General features: G+C 70.1%; 13 protein-coding genes. All 13 read right to left on the reverse strand.

From position 1 onward, the window contains the following. Nucleotides 1–71: 71 nt before the first annotated feature. The 13 genes from ACFOD9_RS04955 to mraY all read right to left on the reverse strand — a co-directional run bounded on the left by ACFOD9_RS04955 (nt 72) and on the right by mraY (nt 15,786). Complete coding sequence (locus ACFOD9_RS04955; protein ID WP_379508973.1) at nt 72–872, reverse strand: pyrroline-5-carboxylate reductase family protein; 801 nt, start codon at nt 870–872, stop codon at nt 72–74. A gap of 1 nt (nt 873) precedes the next feature. Then, entirely contained in the window at nt 874–1,359 is a 486-nt protein-coding gene (locus tag ACFOD9_RS04960) for a type III secretion system chaperone family protein (RefSeq protein WP_379509014.1), read from the reverse strand. Between the two features lie 195 nt (nt 1,360–1,554). After that, the gene (locus tag ACFOD9_RS04965) at nt 1,555–3,381 is read right to left on the reverse strand and encodes a tetratricopeptide repeat protein (RefSeq protein WP_379508974.1); all 1,827 of its coding nucleotides are present in this window, start codon (nt 3,379–3,381) and stop codon (nt 1,555–1,557) included. A gap of 162 nt (nt 3,382–3,543) precedes the next feature. Continuing rightward, nucleotides 3,544–5,091: a cell division protein FtsZ gene (gene ftsZ, locus ACFOD9_RS04970; protein WP_379508975.1), complete on the reverse strand. Its 1,548-nt coding sequence runs from the start codon at nt 5,089–5,091 to the stop codon at nt 3,544–3,546. A 143-nt stretch (nt 5,092–5,234) separates the two neighbouring features. Further along, the gene (gene ftsA, locus ACFOD9_RS04975) at nt 5,235–6,515 is read right to left on the reverse strand and encodes a cell division protein FtsA (protein ID WP_379508976.1); all 1,281 of its coding nucleotides are present in this window, start codon (nt 6,513–6,515) and stop codon (nt 5,235–5,237) included. Continuing rightward, nucleotides 6,515–7,597, reverse strand: coding sequence for a cell division protein FtsQ/DivIB (locus ACFOD9_RS04980; RefSeq protein ID WP_379508977.1), 1,083 nt, complete (start codon nt 7,595–7,597; stop codon nt 6,515–6,517). The genes ftsA and ACFOD9_RS04980 overlap by 1 nt, the downstream gene beginning before the upstream one ends. Then, nucleotides 7,594–8,565 carry a D-alanine--D-alanine ligase gene (locus ACFOD9_RS04985; protein ID WP_379508978.1) on the reverse strand — a complete coding sequence of 324 codons (972 nt, stop codon included), beginning with the start codon at nt 8,563–8,565 and terminating at the stop codon, nt 7,594–7,596. The genes ACFOD9_RS04980 and ACFOD9_RS04985 overlap by 4 nt, the downstream gene beginning before the upstream one ends. Then, entirely contained in the window at nt 8,562–9,509 is a 948-nt protein-coding gene (murB, locus tag ACFOD9_RS04990) for a UDP-N-acetylmuramate dehydrogenase (protein ID WP_379508979.1), read from the reverse strand. The genes ACFOD9_RS04985 and murB overlap by 4 nt, the downstream gene beginning before the upstream one ends. Continuing rightward, entirely contained in the window at nt 9,506–10,930 is a 1,425-nt protein-coding gene (gene murC, locus ACFOD9_RS04995) for a UDP-N-acetylmuramate--L-alanine ligase (protein WP_379508980.1), read from the reverse strand. The genes murB and murC overlap by 4 nt, the downstream gene beginning before the upstream one ends. Next, nucleotides 10,927–12,111, reverse strand: coding sequence for an undecaprenyldiphospho-muramoylpentapeptide beta-N-acetylglucosaminyltransferase (gene murG, locus ACFOD9_RS05000; protein WP_379508981.1), 1,185 nt, complete (start codon nt 12,109–12,111; stop codon nt 10,927–10,929). Before murG ends, murC begins: the two co-directional genes overlap by 4 nt. Next, nucleotides 12,108–13,367, reverse strand: coding sequence for an FtsW/RodA/SpoVE family cell cycle protein (locus ACFOD9_RS05005; RefSeq protein ID WP_379508982.1), 1,260 nt, complete (start codon nt 13,365–13,367; stop codon nt 12,108–12,110). The genes murG and ACFOD9_RS05005 overlap by 4 nt, the downstream gene beginning before the upstream one ends. Continuing rightward, on the reverse strand, nt 13,364–14,719 hold the full coding sequence (murD, locus tag ACFOD9_RS05010; RefSeq protein ID WP_379508983.1) for a UDP-N-acetylmuramoyl-L-alanine--D-glutamate ligase: 1,356 nt from the start codon (nt 14,717–14,719) through the stop codon (nt 13,364–13,366). Before murD ends, ACFOD9_RS05005 begins: the two co-directional genes overlap by 4 nt. Next, nucleotides 14,716–15,786 (reverse strand): phospho-N-acetylmuramoyl-pentapeptide-transferase, encoded by a 1,071-nt coding sequence (mraY, locus tag ACFOD9_RS05015; RefSeq protein WP_379508984.1) that lies wholly within the window; start codon nt 15,784–15,786, stop codon nt 14,716–14,718. Before mraY ends, murD begins: the two co-directional genes overlap by 4 nt.

Raw genomic sequence — 15,786 nt, forward strand, 5'->3', positions numbered from 1 at the left:
CGATTCAAGAACAACCGGAAAGGCAGCCTGTCGCAAAGTGTATCAGGCTGTAGGGTTTCCCCGGGGAAATCTCAGCTTTTTGCGCGGGCCTCGGCCGCCATCTCGGCCCCGCGGTCGCGCGCGGCGCGCAGGGTATCGGCCATCAGCCGCGCCAGCCGGCCATCGGCATCGAGCACATCAAGCCCGGCCCGCGTGGTCCCGCCCGGGCTGGCGACCCGGTCGGCCAGTTCGCCGGGGCCCAGCGGCGAGGCGGCGGCCAGCGCCCCGGCCCCTTCCACCATGCCCAGCGCCAGCCGGTCGGCCTGGTCGCGCGGCAGGCCCAGCGCGGCCGCGCCTTGCGCCAGGGCATCGATCAGGCGGTAGACAAAGGCCGGGCCGGAACCGGCCAGCGCCGTAACCACGTCCATCAGCTCCTCGCCGGCCAGCCACTCGGCCGTGCCCAACGGCGCCATCAGCGCATTGACCGCGGCCCGCGCCGCCCCGTCGCCATCGCCGAACAGGCCGATCGGCGACTTGCCCATGGCCGCCGCAAGGTTGGGCATGACCCGCACCATGGCCCCGGCCTGCGGGAAGCGACCGCGCAGGGTGGCCAGGTCCACGCCCGCCAGGATCGAGAGCACGATGGTTCCCGGCCCTACAGCGGCGCCCACCGGCACGCTGGCCTCGGCGAATTGCTGGGGCTTGAAGCCGAGCAGGACGACATCGAACGGATCGCCCGCCGGGATTTCGCGCAGCAGGGTCACGCCTGCCGGGGCTTCGGCGAGGAAGGGATCGACCACGGTGAATTCGGAGGCCGCGCGCCCGCCGGCCAGCCAGCCGGTGAGCATGGCCCCGCCCATGTTGCCGCAGCCGACCAGCAGGATGCGGCTCATCTCAGGCTTCCCCGGCCGCATCGACCAGCGCGCTGGCCAGCGCCTCGGCCGGCGACTTGTCGCCCCACAGGATGAACTGGAAGGCCGGGTAGAACCGGTCGCACTCGTCGATCGCGGCTTCCACCGCGGTCTGCGCCTGGTCGATCGAGAGCAGGCCATCGTCGCCGAGCATCAGGGCGTGGCGGTAAAGCAGGACCATGCCGTTCGACCAGACGTCGAAATGACCGAGCCACATCTGCTCGTTGACCAGGGCCAGCACCTCGAACATCGGCGCGCGCTTGTCGTCGGGCACGCGGATGTCGGGGAGGCACAGCAGCTGAAGCACACGGTCCTCGCGCCGCCAGATGCCGCGCAGCTGGTAATTGGCCCAGGAGCCCTGGATCTCGCCGCTGATCTCGTCATCGCCGACATATTCGAACTGCCAGCCACGTGCCTCGAACAGCGACGCGAGCATTTCGACCGGCGCGGCATCGTCGTCGCGTTCCATGTCGTTCTGGCTGGTCCTCACACAAACTCCTGTCGGCGAGCCTTGGGGTCAACCGGACCTTTCGGCATTGCGAGGCTGGATGCTTCGGCAGAGGGTAATTGCACAATGCACGGGCAATCACACCCTGAGCAAAACTCGACAACACTGTTTACAAGGTGTGGAAAAGACTTGGGTTCCCCGTGGAGAACCTTGGCCCTACCGCGAAGGGAGGCTGTCGACCACCTGGCCGGCCGGGCTGGTCCAGAGGAAAGCGTCAAGCTCGGCCTTGCGCGCCCTGGCGAGGAAGGCCTGGGCTGCCGCCTCGGTGACAAAAGGACCGGCGAGCAGGCGGTTGGTCCGCCCCCAGTCCGACAGCGAGGGCGCCTGCCCCTTGAACAGGGCCGGGTTGTCCTTGACCAGGCCGCGCCAGGTGAAGCCCAGAGCGCCGGTATCACGGCCCGTACCGACCTGGACCCAGATGCGGCTGGGGTGGGCCGGCTTGGGCGGTGTCCTGGCGGCCTCGGCGGCGCGGGCGCGCGCCTCGGCCAGCTTGCGAACGTCGACCGCGCCCGGTGCCGGAGCGACCGCGCCCCGGGGCACGGCGGCGAGATCGGCGAAGGCCTCGGCGAGGCGCGGCCTGGGCCGCGGCGCTGGTGCAACGGGGGCCGGAGCGGTAACCGGCGCGAACACAGGAGCGACGGCGGCGGGCGTTGGGGCGGGCGGCGCGGAAGGCGCGGAAGGCGCGACCGGCACGGCCGGGCGCGCGGACGCGGCGGCCGCCGGCGCCATGCGCGCAAGGTCGAAGCCTGGGCTGTTCGCGGCCGCTGACGGCGGGGCGGCCAGGGCCGGACGGACCGGCGGGGCAGCCGGGGCCGGGGCCGGGGCCGGGGCCGGGGCCGGGGCCGGCGTGGCGAGCGGAGCGTTGGCAACGGGCCGGACGGCAACCCCGGCAGGCGCCACCGCTGCAACCACCGGATGGGCGATCGGCGGGAGGACCGGCTGGGCCACTGGCTGGAGCGCCGGCTGGGGGGCGTCGGAGCGGGTCGGGGCGATTTCCGGCGGGGCAGCGCGGGCTTGAGCGGAACGGGCCTGGGCGGCGCTGGCCTGGGCGGCGCTGGCCACGCGGACCGGGGGTTCGACCTGGCGCGCGCGGGTCCGGCCCAGCGGCTCGCCCGCCGGCACCAGCGCCGATCCCGCCGTGCCCGCCATGCGGCGCGGCGGGGCATAGATCGCCACGCGCGGATCGTCGCGGCCGATGTCGGCGGCGCGCGGGAAGCGGCCGAGGTTGGCCGCCGCCGCCTGCTGGGCCACGGTCAGCCGCGGCATGAAGCGCAGATAAGGGGCGATGCCATTGGCCAGTTCGACCGGCATGACCTGGTTGGCGATGGCCACGCCTTCTTCCGGCGCACCCAGGATCGCCAGAGCGAAGGCGCGGGCGCGCCAGGCACCCTTGTCCTGGCGCTGGAGCAGCGGCGACAGGGTTGCCTCCATGCCCTTGCGATCGCCGGCAATCGCCTGGCTGATCCCCAGCCGGCGCAAAGCCTCGTCGCTCGGCCCGGCGGCGAGAGCCTGGCGATAATACTTCTGGGCGCTGGCATTGTCGCCGACCAGGTCATAGGCCAGCCCACGATCCACCGCGAGCGCCGGATCAACCGCGCCGGCCCGTTCCGCCTCGGCAAACAGCGGGATCGCGTCAAACGGATTTTCGCTGCGGACCAGCGCCCCGGCAAGGCCGGCCTTGACCCGCATATTGTTGGGCGAAAGCTGGTCGGCCCGGGCAAAGAAGCCGGTGGCGGCATCGACATCGCCCATCTGCAAGGCGGCATTTCCGGCATCGATCAGCGCGGCAAGATCGCGCGGATCGCGGGCCAGCCGGCCCAGCGCGGCGCCAAGCGCCTGCCCGGCGGGCACGGCGGGCAACTGCTGGACGACCGCCTGGGCCATGGTCTGGGCACTGGCCATGCCCGGCAGCAGGGCGATCCCCGGCACCGCCATGGCCAGGGCCAGCACCGGATTCGCCAGCAAGCCGTTCGCCCTGGTCATGCACGATCCCCGCCCGTCAGGCCTGCCTTGCGTCATCGCTTGCGATCCCTTCCGCCCGCGCCCGTGCGCCCTTGCGGCTGAACCGGAGCGGAACGGGACCGGCGGGACATTGCGCCCCGCCGGCATTTCACTGATTACCGGGCACTGATTACTGGCCGCTGATTACTGGTTGTTCTGGCGGCCCAGGAAGCGCGGGATCGAGATCGCCGGACCATCGCCATCATCGTCGCCCGCCTCATCGTCCTTGCGGCCGCCGCCGCGCGAAAGATTGGCCATCCGCTCGAACAGGGTGCTGCCCCCGCCCGACAGGCGCGGCGTGCGCTCCTCCGGCTCGGAGACGAGCGGGCGGCGCATTCCGGTCAGCCGCGCGGCCGGCGGCTCATCGCCGGCGAGGCGCCCGGCATCGAGCAGCAGTTCGCCCGAACCGTCGTCATCGCCGGCATCGGCATCGGGCGCGCCGGCGACTTCGGGTTCGGCCACGGCATCGAGCTGGAGTTCGAGCGGCTCGGCCTCGGCCGGCTCGGGATCGAGCGACAGCAGGGGCGCGGGCTCCGGCGCGGGGGCCGGCTCATGGGCCACCGGCTCGGGCGCGAGGGCCGGCTCGGGCGCGGGCTCGTAGGCAGCGGGGGCCGAAGCCGGCGCGGCCTCGGGCTCGCCGCTGCGGGCCGTGCCGGGACGGGCGATCCCGCCGCGACCGCCGCCCAGCGAAAAGCCGCCACGGCTGATTTCCTGGACCTGCTGCTCGGTCTGTTCGATCCCGGTGGCGACCACCGAAACGCGGATCTTGCCCTGGAGGTCGGGATTGAAGGCCGAACCCCAGATGATGTTGGCATTGGGATCGACCAGCTCGCGGATGTGGTTCGCGGCCTCGTCCACTTCCAGCAGCTTCATGTCCTCGCCGCCGATGATCGAGACGATCACGCCCTTGGCGCCCTGCATCGACACGCCATCGAGCAGCGGGTTGGAAATGGCGCGCTCGGCCGCTTCCATCGCGCGGTTCGGGCCATCGGCCTCGCCGGTGCCCATCATCGCCTTGCCCATCTCGCCCATGACCGAGCGCACGTCGGCGAAGTCGAGGTTGATCAGGCCCGGCATGACCATGAGATCGGTGATCGAGCGAACGCCCTGCTGGAGCACCTCGTCGGCCAGCTGGAAGGCCTCCTTGAAGGTGGTTTCCGCCTTGGCCACCAGGAACAGGTTCTGGTTGGGAATGACGATCAGGGTATCGACGTGCTTCTGCAGCTCCTCGATCCCGGACTCGGCCGAGCGCATCCGCCGGGTGCCCTCGAACAGGAACGGCTTGGTGACGACGCCCACGGTCAGCACACCCTTGTCGCGCGCGGCCTTGGCGATGACCGGAGCGGCCCCGGTGCCGGTGCCGCCGCCCATGCCGGCGGCGATGAAGCACATATGCACGCCATCGAGCGCGCGCTCGATGTCGGCGATGGTCTCCTCGGCGGCGGCGCGGCCAACCTCGGGACGCGACCCCGCGCCCAGACCCTGGGTGATATCGGGGCCAAGCTGGATGCGATGCTCCGCCACGGCATTGTTCAGCGCCTGGGCATCGGTGTTGGCGACGATGAAATCGACGCCCTCGATCTCGGCGTGGATCATGTTGGCGATGGCATTGCCGCCCGCTCCGCCAACGCCGATGACGGTGATGCGGGGGCGCAGCTCTTCCACTGCCGGCGGTCCGATATTGATGCTCATCGCGGTCTCCAACAGGCCCGCTGCCGCCGGGCCTCAGCCATATCCAGTTTCACGGTCCTAGATGCACCTTCGGCAAGGCCCGACCAAGGGCACCCACAGCTTTGTCCACAGTCCGAAGACAAGAATTCCACCAAGTAATACTTCTAGAAATAGTCCAGAATGGCGCGATAGATCCGGCCCAGCAGGCCAGTTCCGCCCTCGCGCGGCGACGAGGCGAAGCCCCGCCGCGGCGCGCGGATATCCACAGGCTCGGCCGCGGCGAACATCACCAGCCCGGCCAGGGTGGCAAAACCCGGGCGCAGGTAGGCCTCGGGCAGGCCGGGCAGGTGCGCCGGACGGCCGATCCGCACCGGCTTGCCCAGCGCGGCCTGGGCATAGTCGGCCAGGCCCACCAGTTCCGCGCCGCCGCCGGTGAAGACCACCTGCTGGCCGCGCTGCCCGGTGAAGCCGAGCGACTTGAGCGCCCGGTTGACGTCTTCCATGATCCGCCCGAGCTGCCCGGTGATAACCGAGACCAGTTCGGCGCGCGGAACCCGGTTCTGCTCATCGGCATGGCGGGCCAGCGGGCCGGCGCTTTCCTCGCCGGGGCCGTTGACGGGGATCAGTTCGCGGTGGTCGGCCGGGCTGGCCAGGGCCGAGCCATTGACGCATTTCAGCCGCTCGGCCTGGAACCGGCGGATGCCGAAGTGCGAGGCAATGGCATCGGTGATGTCGGCCGACCCCAGCGGGATCGAGGCCAGGCCCAGCAGCATCCCCCCGGCATAGACCGAGACATTCGTCACATCGGCGCCGAATTCGACCAGGGCCACGCCAAGATCGCGCTCCTCGGCCGAGAGGCAGGCATGGCCGGTGGCGATCGGCGAGCCAACCACGGCCTCGACCTCGAGGTGGGCCTGCTGGACCGCCTCGGTCAGGTTGCGAACCGGCGCGCCATCGGCCAGCATCACGTGGATATCCACCCCCAGCCGCTCGGCATGGAGCCCCTTGGGGCTGGCCACGCCATGGGCGCCATCGAGCGTGTAATGGGCCGGCTGGGCATGAAGCACCATCCGCCCGTCGGGCTGAATCACCTCGCGCCCGGCCGCCAGCAGGTGATCCATGTCATCGACCTCGATCCGCCGCCCGCCGATCTCCACTTCGACCTGGGCGACCTGGCTGGCCAGCCCCGCCCCGGCCGTGGCGATCAGCACCGGCCCGACGCCGGTCTGCGCCTGCTTCTCGGCCCGCTCGATCGCATCGCGCACGGCATAGGTGGCGGCGGCCATGTCGGTGACGTAGCCGCGCTTCACCCCTTGCGCCGCGCGGTGGGCCGAGCCCAGCACCAGCAGTTCCCCGGTCTCGGTGATCCCGGCGATGATTGCGGAAATCCGGAACGAGCCAATGTTGACCGCGCTGATCACGCGGGTGATCCGTGGCGGCGCCATCAGGTGTCCTCCCGATGGCCCGAATGGCTGCCCGAGCTGCCCCCGGTGCTGCCGGCACCAGCTTTGCGCGGCGCGGAACCGGCGCCCTGGCCCTTGTCTTCGTTCGCGCCGGTCGCGGCGGCGGCCGAAGCCTCGGCCGAGGCGCGATCGGCGGCGGCGGCAACCTTGGCGGCGGCAACGGCGGCGGCGGCGCGGGCCTCATCCTCGGTGCGGCCGGGGACACGGAAATAGATGCGATCGGGCGCGCGCATATCGAAGGCGGCAACCTTGCCGCCGAGCAGGCGGTTCACCCCGTCCAGCCGGGCAAAGGCGATCAGGGCATTGGGCGCGGCCTTGTCGCCCTCGGGCAGGGCCAGGACCTGACCGGTCTTGAAGGTGAGATTCCAGCGGCGATTGCCGACCCATTCGGCCTCGCGCACCTGCGGCTTTAGCGCCGGCGCGGCCTCGAGCAGGGTGGACAGCGCCTCGACCTGCTGCCCCGCGCCCGGGCCGGACACGATCAGCCGGGACCCGATCCGCTCGGGCGCGACCGGCTCCAGCTCGGTGCCATGGTCATCGATCAGCATCAGCCGGTCGGGCTTGCGGAGCACCGCGCGAGGCTGGCGCTCGACGATATCGACCACCACCGTGTTGGGGAACTGGCGCGAGACGCGGGCATCCCCCACCCACGACAGTTGCAGGAGATCGGCGCGCAGCTGCTCGATATCGACCAGCGGCAGCGCCTGGCCCTTCTGCGCGAAGGCGATCTCGTAGACCTTGAGCTTGTCGAGACGAGCGGCCCCGCGCACCTCGACGTGCCGGAGCGCAAAGCCGGCATTGGTGGCGACCATGCCGAACTGGTCGCGCGCCAGGCTGGGCACGCCGGCCATCAGCGCCACGGCCCAGGCCGCGGCGATCGCCACGGCGAAGATCAGGCCGAGGAAGATACGGTGCAGCTGCTCGTCGCTGAACGGCAGCCAGCTCATCACGGCGTCGAGCACCGATCCGGTCCGCGCCCTGGCCGCCCGCGCCTTGCGCGCCTTGCCCTGCTGCGCGGCCACGCGGGCCACGCCGGGAGCCTTGCGCTTGAGCGTCTGGCTCATTCGCCCCGCGCCTCCTTGCGGGCGGCGGCATCCTTGAGCGCCTCGGCCACGATCGCCTCGACCAGGTCCTCGTAGCTCATCCCGCAGTGCCGGGCCTGTTCGGGCACCAGGCTGAGCGGGGTCATCCCGGGCTGGGTGTTCACTTCCAGCAGGAACAGGCCGTCCAGCCCGCGCTCGTCGTCCCAGCGGAAGTCGGAGCGGCTGGTGCCCTTGCAGCCCAGCAGCTGGTGGGCCTTGAGGGCGATGTCCTTGCAGGCCCGGGTGATCTCGTCCGGCAGGTCGGCCGGGCAGACGTGTTCGGTCAGGCCATCGGTATACTTGGAATCGAAATCGTAGAAGCCGCTCTTGGGCTTCAGCTCGGTGACCATCAGCGCCCGAGGTCCGTCCTTGTCACCGATCACCGCCGTGGTCAGCTCCTTGCCGCGGATGAAGGGTTCGGCCAGCAGGCGGTCGAATTCCTGCCACGGTCCCCTGGCCTCGCGGCTGATCGGATTGCCCATGTTGCCATCGGCGGTGACGATCGCCACGCCCACCGAAGAGCCTTCGTTCACCGGCTTGAGCACATAGGGCCGCGCCAGCGGATCGCCGGCATAAAGCGTTTCGCTCTCCACGATCCGCCCGCCGGGCATGGGAATGCCGTGGGGCACCAGCGCCTGCTTGGTCAGTTCCTTGTCGATCGCGATGACCGAGGTGGCGAGGCCCGAATGGGTATAGGTCATGCCCATCAGGTCCATCATCCCCTGGACCGTGCCATCCTCGCCGGGCGCGCCGTGGAGCGCGTTGAACACCACGTCGGGCGCGGCTCCGGCCAGGCGCAGGGCGACATCGCGGCCCATGTCGATCCGCGTCACCTTGTGCCCGCGCGCCTCCAGCGCCCTGGCCACGCCCTCGCCGCTCATCAGCGAGACCGGGCGTTCGCTGGACCAGCCGCCCATCAGGACGGCGACATGAAGCTTGGGCAGTGTCACTTGATTTCCACTCGCTTGTCACCTGGCGCCGGGGCCGGCAGGCCCACGCGCTGAATTTCCCATTCCAGCTCGACGCCGGAGCCTGTCTTCACCCGCCGGCGCACTTCCTCGCCCAGCGCCTCGATTTCGGTGCTGGTCGCCTCGCCGGTGTTGATAAGGAAATTGGTGTGCTTCTCGCTCACCTGCGCCCCACCAAGCTGAAGCCCCCGGCAGCCGGCCCGGTCGACCAGTTCCCAGGCCTTCTGGCCCCCCGAGATTTCAGGCGGCGGATTCTTGAACGTGCTGCCGCCGGTCTTGCTCCGCAGCGGCTGGCTGGCCTCGCGGCTCTCGGAAATGCGCTCCATCTCGGCCTGGATCGCCGCCGGATCGCCCGGCTGGCCGCGAAACACCGCGCTCACCACCACCGCGCTTTCGGGCAAGGCGCTGTGGCGGTAGGTATAGCCAAGCTCGGCCAGAGCCAGCACCCGGCGTTCCCCCGAACGCAGGACCACCTCGCACTCGACCAGCACGTCCTTCACCTCGCGGCCATAGGCGCCGCCGTTCATCCGCACGAAGCCGCCGACCGTGCCGGGAATCGAGCGCAGGAATTCCAGGCCCGCGATCCCGGCATCGCGCGCGGTGGAGGAAACCAGGATGCCGCTGGCCCCGCCGCCGCAGCGCATGGTCACCCCGTCAAGCAGGTCCACCCGGGCGAAGGCCTTGCCAAGGCGCACCACCACGCCGGGCACCCCGCCATCGCGCACGATCAGGTTGGAACCCAGCCCCAGCGCCATGACCGGCACCGCCGGACCCAGATCGCGCAGGAAGGCGCACAGGTCGTCGGCGTCCTTCGGCTCGAACAGCCACTGTGCCGACCCGCCGCTCTTGAACCACACGAGCGGCGCCAGCGGGGCGCCCGCCGTCAGCTTGCCGCGCACGGCCGGAAGGACGATCGCCTCGCTCACGCCGGGGCCATCTGCGCCGCGACCGCATCGGCCAACCCGGCCGCCCACTTGGTGATATCGCCCGCGCCCAGGCACACCACCATGTCGCCGCTGCGGATCGTTCCGGCCAGTTCGCGCGCCAGAGCGTCCGGCCCGGCGATCAGGTGGGCGCTGCGATGGCCGCGCGCCTTGATCCCTTCGACCAACGCGGCGCTGTCCACGCCGTCGAGCGGCTGCTCGCCCGCGGCATAGACCGGGGCGGCATAGACCACGTCGGCATCGTTGAATGCGCCCTGGAAATCTTCCATGTGATCGCGCAGGCGGGTGAAGCGGTGCGGCTGGACCACGGCGATGACCCGGCCGGCAACACCCTCGCGCGCGGCGGCCAGCACGGCGCGGATCTCCACCGGGTGGTGACCATAGTCGTCGATCACGGCCACGCCGCCACCGTCCACGGCAACCTCGCCCACCTTGGTGAAGCGCCGCTTGACCCCGCCAAACTTGCCGAAGCCGCCCCGGATGCAATCGTCCGAGCAGCCCATCTCGACCGCCACGGCCACCGCCGCCAGCGCGTTCTGGACATTGTGCCGCCCGGGCATGGGCAGCATGATATCCTCGATCCGCCGGAACGACCCGTCGCGCGCGCGCAGCACGGCGGTGAAGCGGTTGCCGCCCGGAACCGGGGTGACGGCCTCGCCCCGCACGTCGGCCTGGGCGGAAAAGCCATAGGTGATCACCCGGCGGTCGCGCACCTTGGCGATCACGGCCTGGACTTCGGGGTGATCGATGCACAGCACGGCTGCGCCATAGAACGGCACGTTCTCGATGAATTCGACGAAGCACGCCTTCACCCGGTCAAAACTGCCGTAGTGATCGAGGTGTTCGGGATCGATGTTGGTGACCACGGCAATGGTGCCATCGAGCCGCAGGAACGAACCGTCGCTCTCGTCGGCCTCCACCACCATCCAGTCCGACGCGCCCAGGCGCGCGTTGGAACCGTAGGAATTGATGATCCCGCCGTTGATCACGGTCGGATCGATCCCGCCGGCATCGAGCAGGGCCGCGATCATCGAGGTCGTGGTGGTCTTGCCGTGGGTGCCGGCCACGGCCACCGTGTTCTTGAGCCGCATCAGCTCGGCCAGCATTTCGGCGCGCCGCACCACCGGCACGCGGTTTTCCAGCGCGGCGACGACTTCCGGGTTGTCGCGCCTGACCGCGGTGGAGGTGACCACCACCGCCGCCTCGCCCAGGTTCTCGGCCCGGTGGCCGATCATCACCTTGATCCCGCGCGCGCGCAGGCCTTCGACCACATAGCCCTCGGCAATGTCGGAGCCCTGCACCGCATAGCCCAGGTTGTGCATCACCTCGGCAATGCCCGACATCCCGATCCCGCCGATGCCGACGAAATGGATCGTGCCGATATCGGTCGGAACACCCTTCATGCCGCCCCCCCGCGCGCAAATGCTTCGTTGCCCGAGGCCGCCGGCGCCTCGCCGCCCAGCCGGATCACGTCCATCAGCGGGGCCGCGCCGAAGCTTTCCACCAGGTCGGCGAGATCGCTCGCTGCCTTGGGATAGCCGCAGTTCCACGCCGCATGGGCGGCATTGGCCAGGCTGTGCGGATGCTGGGCCATGGCCTGGATCTGCTTGGCCAGTTCCACCGCGGTGAACCGCTCCTGGCGGATCGCCCGCGCGCCGCCGGCGGCGACGATCTCGCGGGTGTTGGCGGCCTGGTGATCATCGGTGGCGATCGGCAGGGGCACCAGGATCGCAGGGCGGCCGACCGCGGTCAGTTCGGCGATGGTGCTGGCACCGGCCCGGCCGATGAACAGGTGGGAATCGGCCAGCCGCTCGGCCATATCCTCGAAATAGGTGGCCAGTTCGGCCGGGATGCCGTGGGTGGCATAGCGCTGGCGCACGGCCTCGATATCCTCGGCCCGGCACTGCTGGATCACCTGCAAGCGCCCGCGCAACGCCGGCTGGAGCATCGACAGGCCGTCGGGCACCACTTCCGACAGGACCCGCGCCCCCTGGCTGCCGCCGGTCACCAGCACCCGCAGCAGGCCGTCCTCGGTGAAGGGGGGATAGGGCTGGTCGCGCAGGGTCAGCACCTCGTCGCGCACCGGATTGCCGACCAGGTGGACCTTGCCCGCCAGCTTCGGATCAAGCCGGTCCACCTCGCGGTAGGCCGTGGCGATCGCATCCACGCGGCCGGCGAGGAACCGGTTGACCCGGCCCAGCACGGCGTTCTGTTCGTGGATCACGCTCGGGATCTTCGCCGCGGTCGCCGCGAGCAGCGCCGGGAGGGCCGGATAGCCGCCGAAGCCCACCACCGCGCTCGGCTCGAAGCTCTCGAACAGGCGCAGCGCCATGCGCCGGCCTTCCAGGATCGCGCCCAAGCCCCTGAGCCAGCCCAGCGGGTTCCTGCCCTCGATCCGCCCGGCGGGCAGCACGTGGGCGGGGAGGAAATCGGGCTTGCCGGGAATGGCCGCGCCGCGCTCGTCGGTGACCAGCGCCACGTGATGGCCGCGCCGGTCCAGCTCGGCGGCCAGCGCGAAGGCCGGGATCAGGTGGCCGCCGGTGCCCCCGGCAGCCAGCACGTAGTGGCGGGAAACCACGCTCATTTCAGCAATACTCCAGCCGCGCGCCCAGCCGCGCGCCCGGCCCCGCGAAGGGTGACGCGCTCGCGCTGCAGGTAGGGGTTGCGCCGCGTGATCGCCAGCAGGAACCCTACGCCGAGGCACAGCGCCACGGTGGAGGAACCGCCATAGGAGATCAGCGGCAGGGTCATCCCCTTGGAGGGGAACAGTTGCAGGTTGACCAGGATGTTGATGAAGGCCTGCCCGCCAAGCTGGGCGGTGAGCCCGGTGGCGGCAAGCACCGTGAACAGGTCGTCCTCGTCGATCAGGCGCAGCAGCACCCGGGTGACCAGCGCGAGATAGAGCACGACGATCAGGGCGCAAACCAGCAGGCCGAATTCCTCGCCGATCACCGAGAAGATATAGTCGGTATGGGCCTCGGGCAGCGAAAGCTTGCGCGTGCCCAGCCACAGCCCCGAACCAGTCCACCCACCGGCCGTGATCGTGCGGCTGGCCAGGTCCACCTGGTCGTAGGCGGTGCCGCCGCCAAGGAAATTGTCGATCCGGTGGCGGGCGTTGTCATAGAGGAAATAGGTGGCGACGACGGCCACGATCCCGCCCGCGCCCAGCATCGAGATCTGCTTGATCGGCAGGCCCGAGAGCAGCACCAGCACGAACCACACCCCCACGAACAGCACGGTCGAGCCGAAATCCGGCTGGAGCATCAGTAGTCCGGCCACCACCACCATCATCCCGAAAGCCAGCCGCATCACCGGCAGGTTGGGATCGCGCAGCCGCCATGAAAGTATCCAGGCCATGGCGATGGCATAAGCGGGCTTGAGGAATTCCGACGGCTGGAGCGAAACCCCCAGGTTCAGCCAGCGTTTCGCGCCGTTCACGTTGGTGCCGATCACCGGCACCAGCATCAGCGCGAAGATCATCGCGAAGCCCAGCACGATGCCTGCGCGCCGTGCCTGATCCTTGGGCAGCAGCGAGGCGCCGAACATGGCGGCGAGGCCCAGGATCTGCCAGCGCAGGTGGAGCACGAAGAAATGCAGATCCTGCAACTGGACAGAGGAGGTGGAAAGCCGCCGCGCGCTGGCGGGCGAAGCCGCGGCCACCGCGATCGTGCCGATGCCCATCAGGAGCAGGACCAGCCCGAGCACCACCCGATCGATCTCGCGCCACCACACGAACAGTTCGTGCCGGCGGTTGCGGCGCCGGCGCAGGCCCATCGCGCCCGCGCGCGGAACAAACGGCGTGTGCGGCTGGGCGGCCGGACTGGGGGGCGCCGCGGTCATGGCAGGTTCTCCCCGGCCAGCAAGGCACCGACGATCTGGCGGAAGCTGTCGCCCCGCGCCTCGTAGTCGCGGAACTGGTCGAAGCTGGCGCAGGCCGGCGACAGCAGCACCACGTCGCCCGGCCCGGCCGCCGCGATCGCCTCGCGGATCGCCTCGCACATCATCTCGCTGCGATGGACCGGCACGTGCGGTTCCAACAATTCGGCAAAGCGCGGCCCGGCATCGCCGATGGTATAGGCCTCGGCGACATGGCCGAAGAACGGCGCGCATTCGTCCAGGTCGTCGCCCTTGGGCAGCCCGCCCACGATCCAGTGGATGCGCCGATGGCCGGCCACCGGCGGAAAGGCGGCCAGCGCCGGGGCGGCCGAAGCCGGATTGGTGGCCTTGCTGTCATTGATGAACAGCACGCCCTCCCAATCGGCCACGCGCTCCATCCGGTGGGGCAGCCCCTTGTAGGAGGCGAGGCCCGGGCGGCATTGCTCCACGCTCAGCCCCAGCGCCTCGCACAGGGCCACGGCCACGGCGGCGTTCTGGAGATTGTGCGGCCCCTGGAGCGAAGGCCATTCCTCCTGCCACTGGGCGATCCCGGCGCCATCGACCTTGTGGACGAAGCCGCGCCCGCGCCGCAGTTCCTCGCGCGCGGCGATCCCCAGCGTCTCCACGTCGCTCATCCCGAACACGGCGTGCTGATCGGGGCGCTGCATGGCGAACAGCCGCGCCTTGCTGGCGACATAGGCCTCGAACAGGCCATAGCGATCGAGATGGTCGGGGGTGAGGTTGAGCAGGGCGGTCGCCTCGCAGGCCAGGCTCTGGGTGAGGTCGATCTGGTAGCTCGAAAGCTCCAGCACATAGACCCCGGTGCCCCTGTCGTTCGGCGCCAGCGGTTCCTGGCCCAGCACCGGCAGGCCGATGTTGCCGCCCATCCGGCTGGGCACGCCGGCCTGTTCCAGCAGGTGATGGACCAGCGCAGTCGTGGTCGACTTGCCGTTGGTTCCGGTGATCCCCACCACCCGGTGCGGCGGCAGGTCGGGGCGGGCCAGCGCGAACAGTTCAATGTCGCCTATCACCGGAACGCCCTGGCGCGCGGCGGCCTCGCTGATCGGATGGCGGTTGAGCGGGACGCCCGGCGAAACGATCACCCCCGCGCAGCCGGCGAGGTCGGCGGTCACCGGATCGGCCAGGGTCACCCGCGCGCCGAAGGCGGCGGCCACGGCTGCGCGCGGTTCCTCGCGGCTGTCCCAGGCTATCACCTCGGCCCCGCTCGCCAGCAGCGTCCGCACCACGGCCAGCCCCGTGCGGGCCAGACCAAGGACGGCGTAGCGCTTTGAGGCGAAGGCGGAGCTGGTGATCATCGCAGCTTGAGCGTGGACAGGCCGATGATGGCCAGGATGATGGAGACGATCCAGAAGCGGATGACCACGGTCGATTCCGCCCAGCCCAGCTTCTCGAAGTGGTGGTGGATCGGCGCCATCAGGAACACCCGCCGCCCGGTCCGCTTGTAGACGAAGACCTGGATGATGACCGAAACCGCCTCCATCACGAACAGCCCGCCAACGATAGCCAGCACGATCTCGTGATGCGCGGCCACCGCGATGGTGCCCAGCGCCCCGCCCAGGGCAAGGCTGCCGGTATCGCCCATGAACACGGCCGCCGGCGGCGCGTTGAACCACAGGAAAGCAAGGCCCGCCCCCATGATCCCGGCGCACAGGATGGCCAGTTCGCCGGCGCGCGGCACGTGGGGAATGCCCAGGTAATGGGCATAGTCGATGCGGCCCGCCAGATAGGCGATGATCGCGAAGGTGCCCGCCGCGATGATCACCGGCATGGTGGCCAGGCCATCAAGCCCGTCGGTCAGGTTCACCGCATTGCCCGCGCCCACGATCACCACGGCGGCGAACACATAATAGAGCGGCCCCAGCGGAATGTAGCGGCCGCTCATGAACGGCACGTAGAGGTTGGTGCTGATCTGGCTGACGATGATCCAGGCGGCGATCCCGGCGACCACGAATTCCATCGCCAGCCGCACCCGCCCGGGCACGCCCTTGTGGCTGTATTTCGTGACCTTGTCGTAATCGTCCATGAAGCCGATCACGCCGAAGCCCACGGTCACGGCCAGGCAGGCCCAGACGAACGGGTTGGTCAGGTCCATCCACAGCAGCATGGACAGGACCAGGCTGATCAGGATCATCAGCCCGCCCATGGTCGGCGTGCCGCGCTTGGCGAGATGGCTGGCCGGGCCGTCCTCGCGGATCGGCTGGCCCTTGCCCTGGCGCACACGCAGCATATTGATGAACCGGGGGCCGATGACCAGGCCGATGATCATCGCCGTGATCAGCGCCGCGCCGGCGCGGAACGACTGGTAGCGGATGAGGTTCGCCAGGCCGGGGAAGTGCATCCATTCGGCGAGCAGATAAAGCAT

It is taken from the genome of Novosphingobium bradum (assembly GCF_042646485.1).
Classification (GTDB): domain Bacteria; phylum Pseudomonadota; class Alphaproteobacteria; order Sphingomonadales; family Sphingomonadaceae; genus Novosphingobium; species Novosphingobium bradum.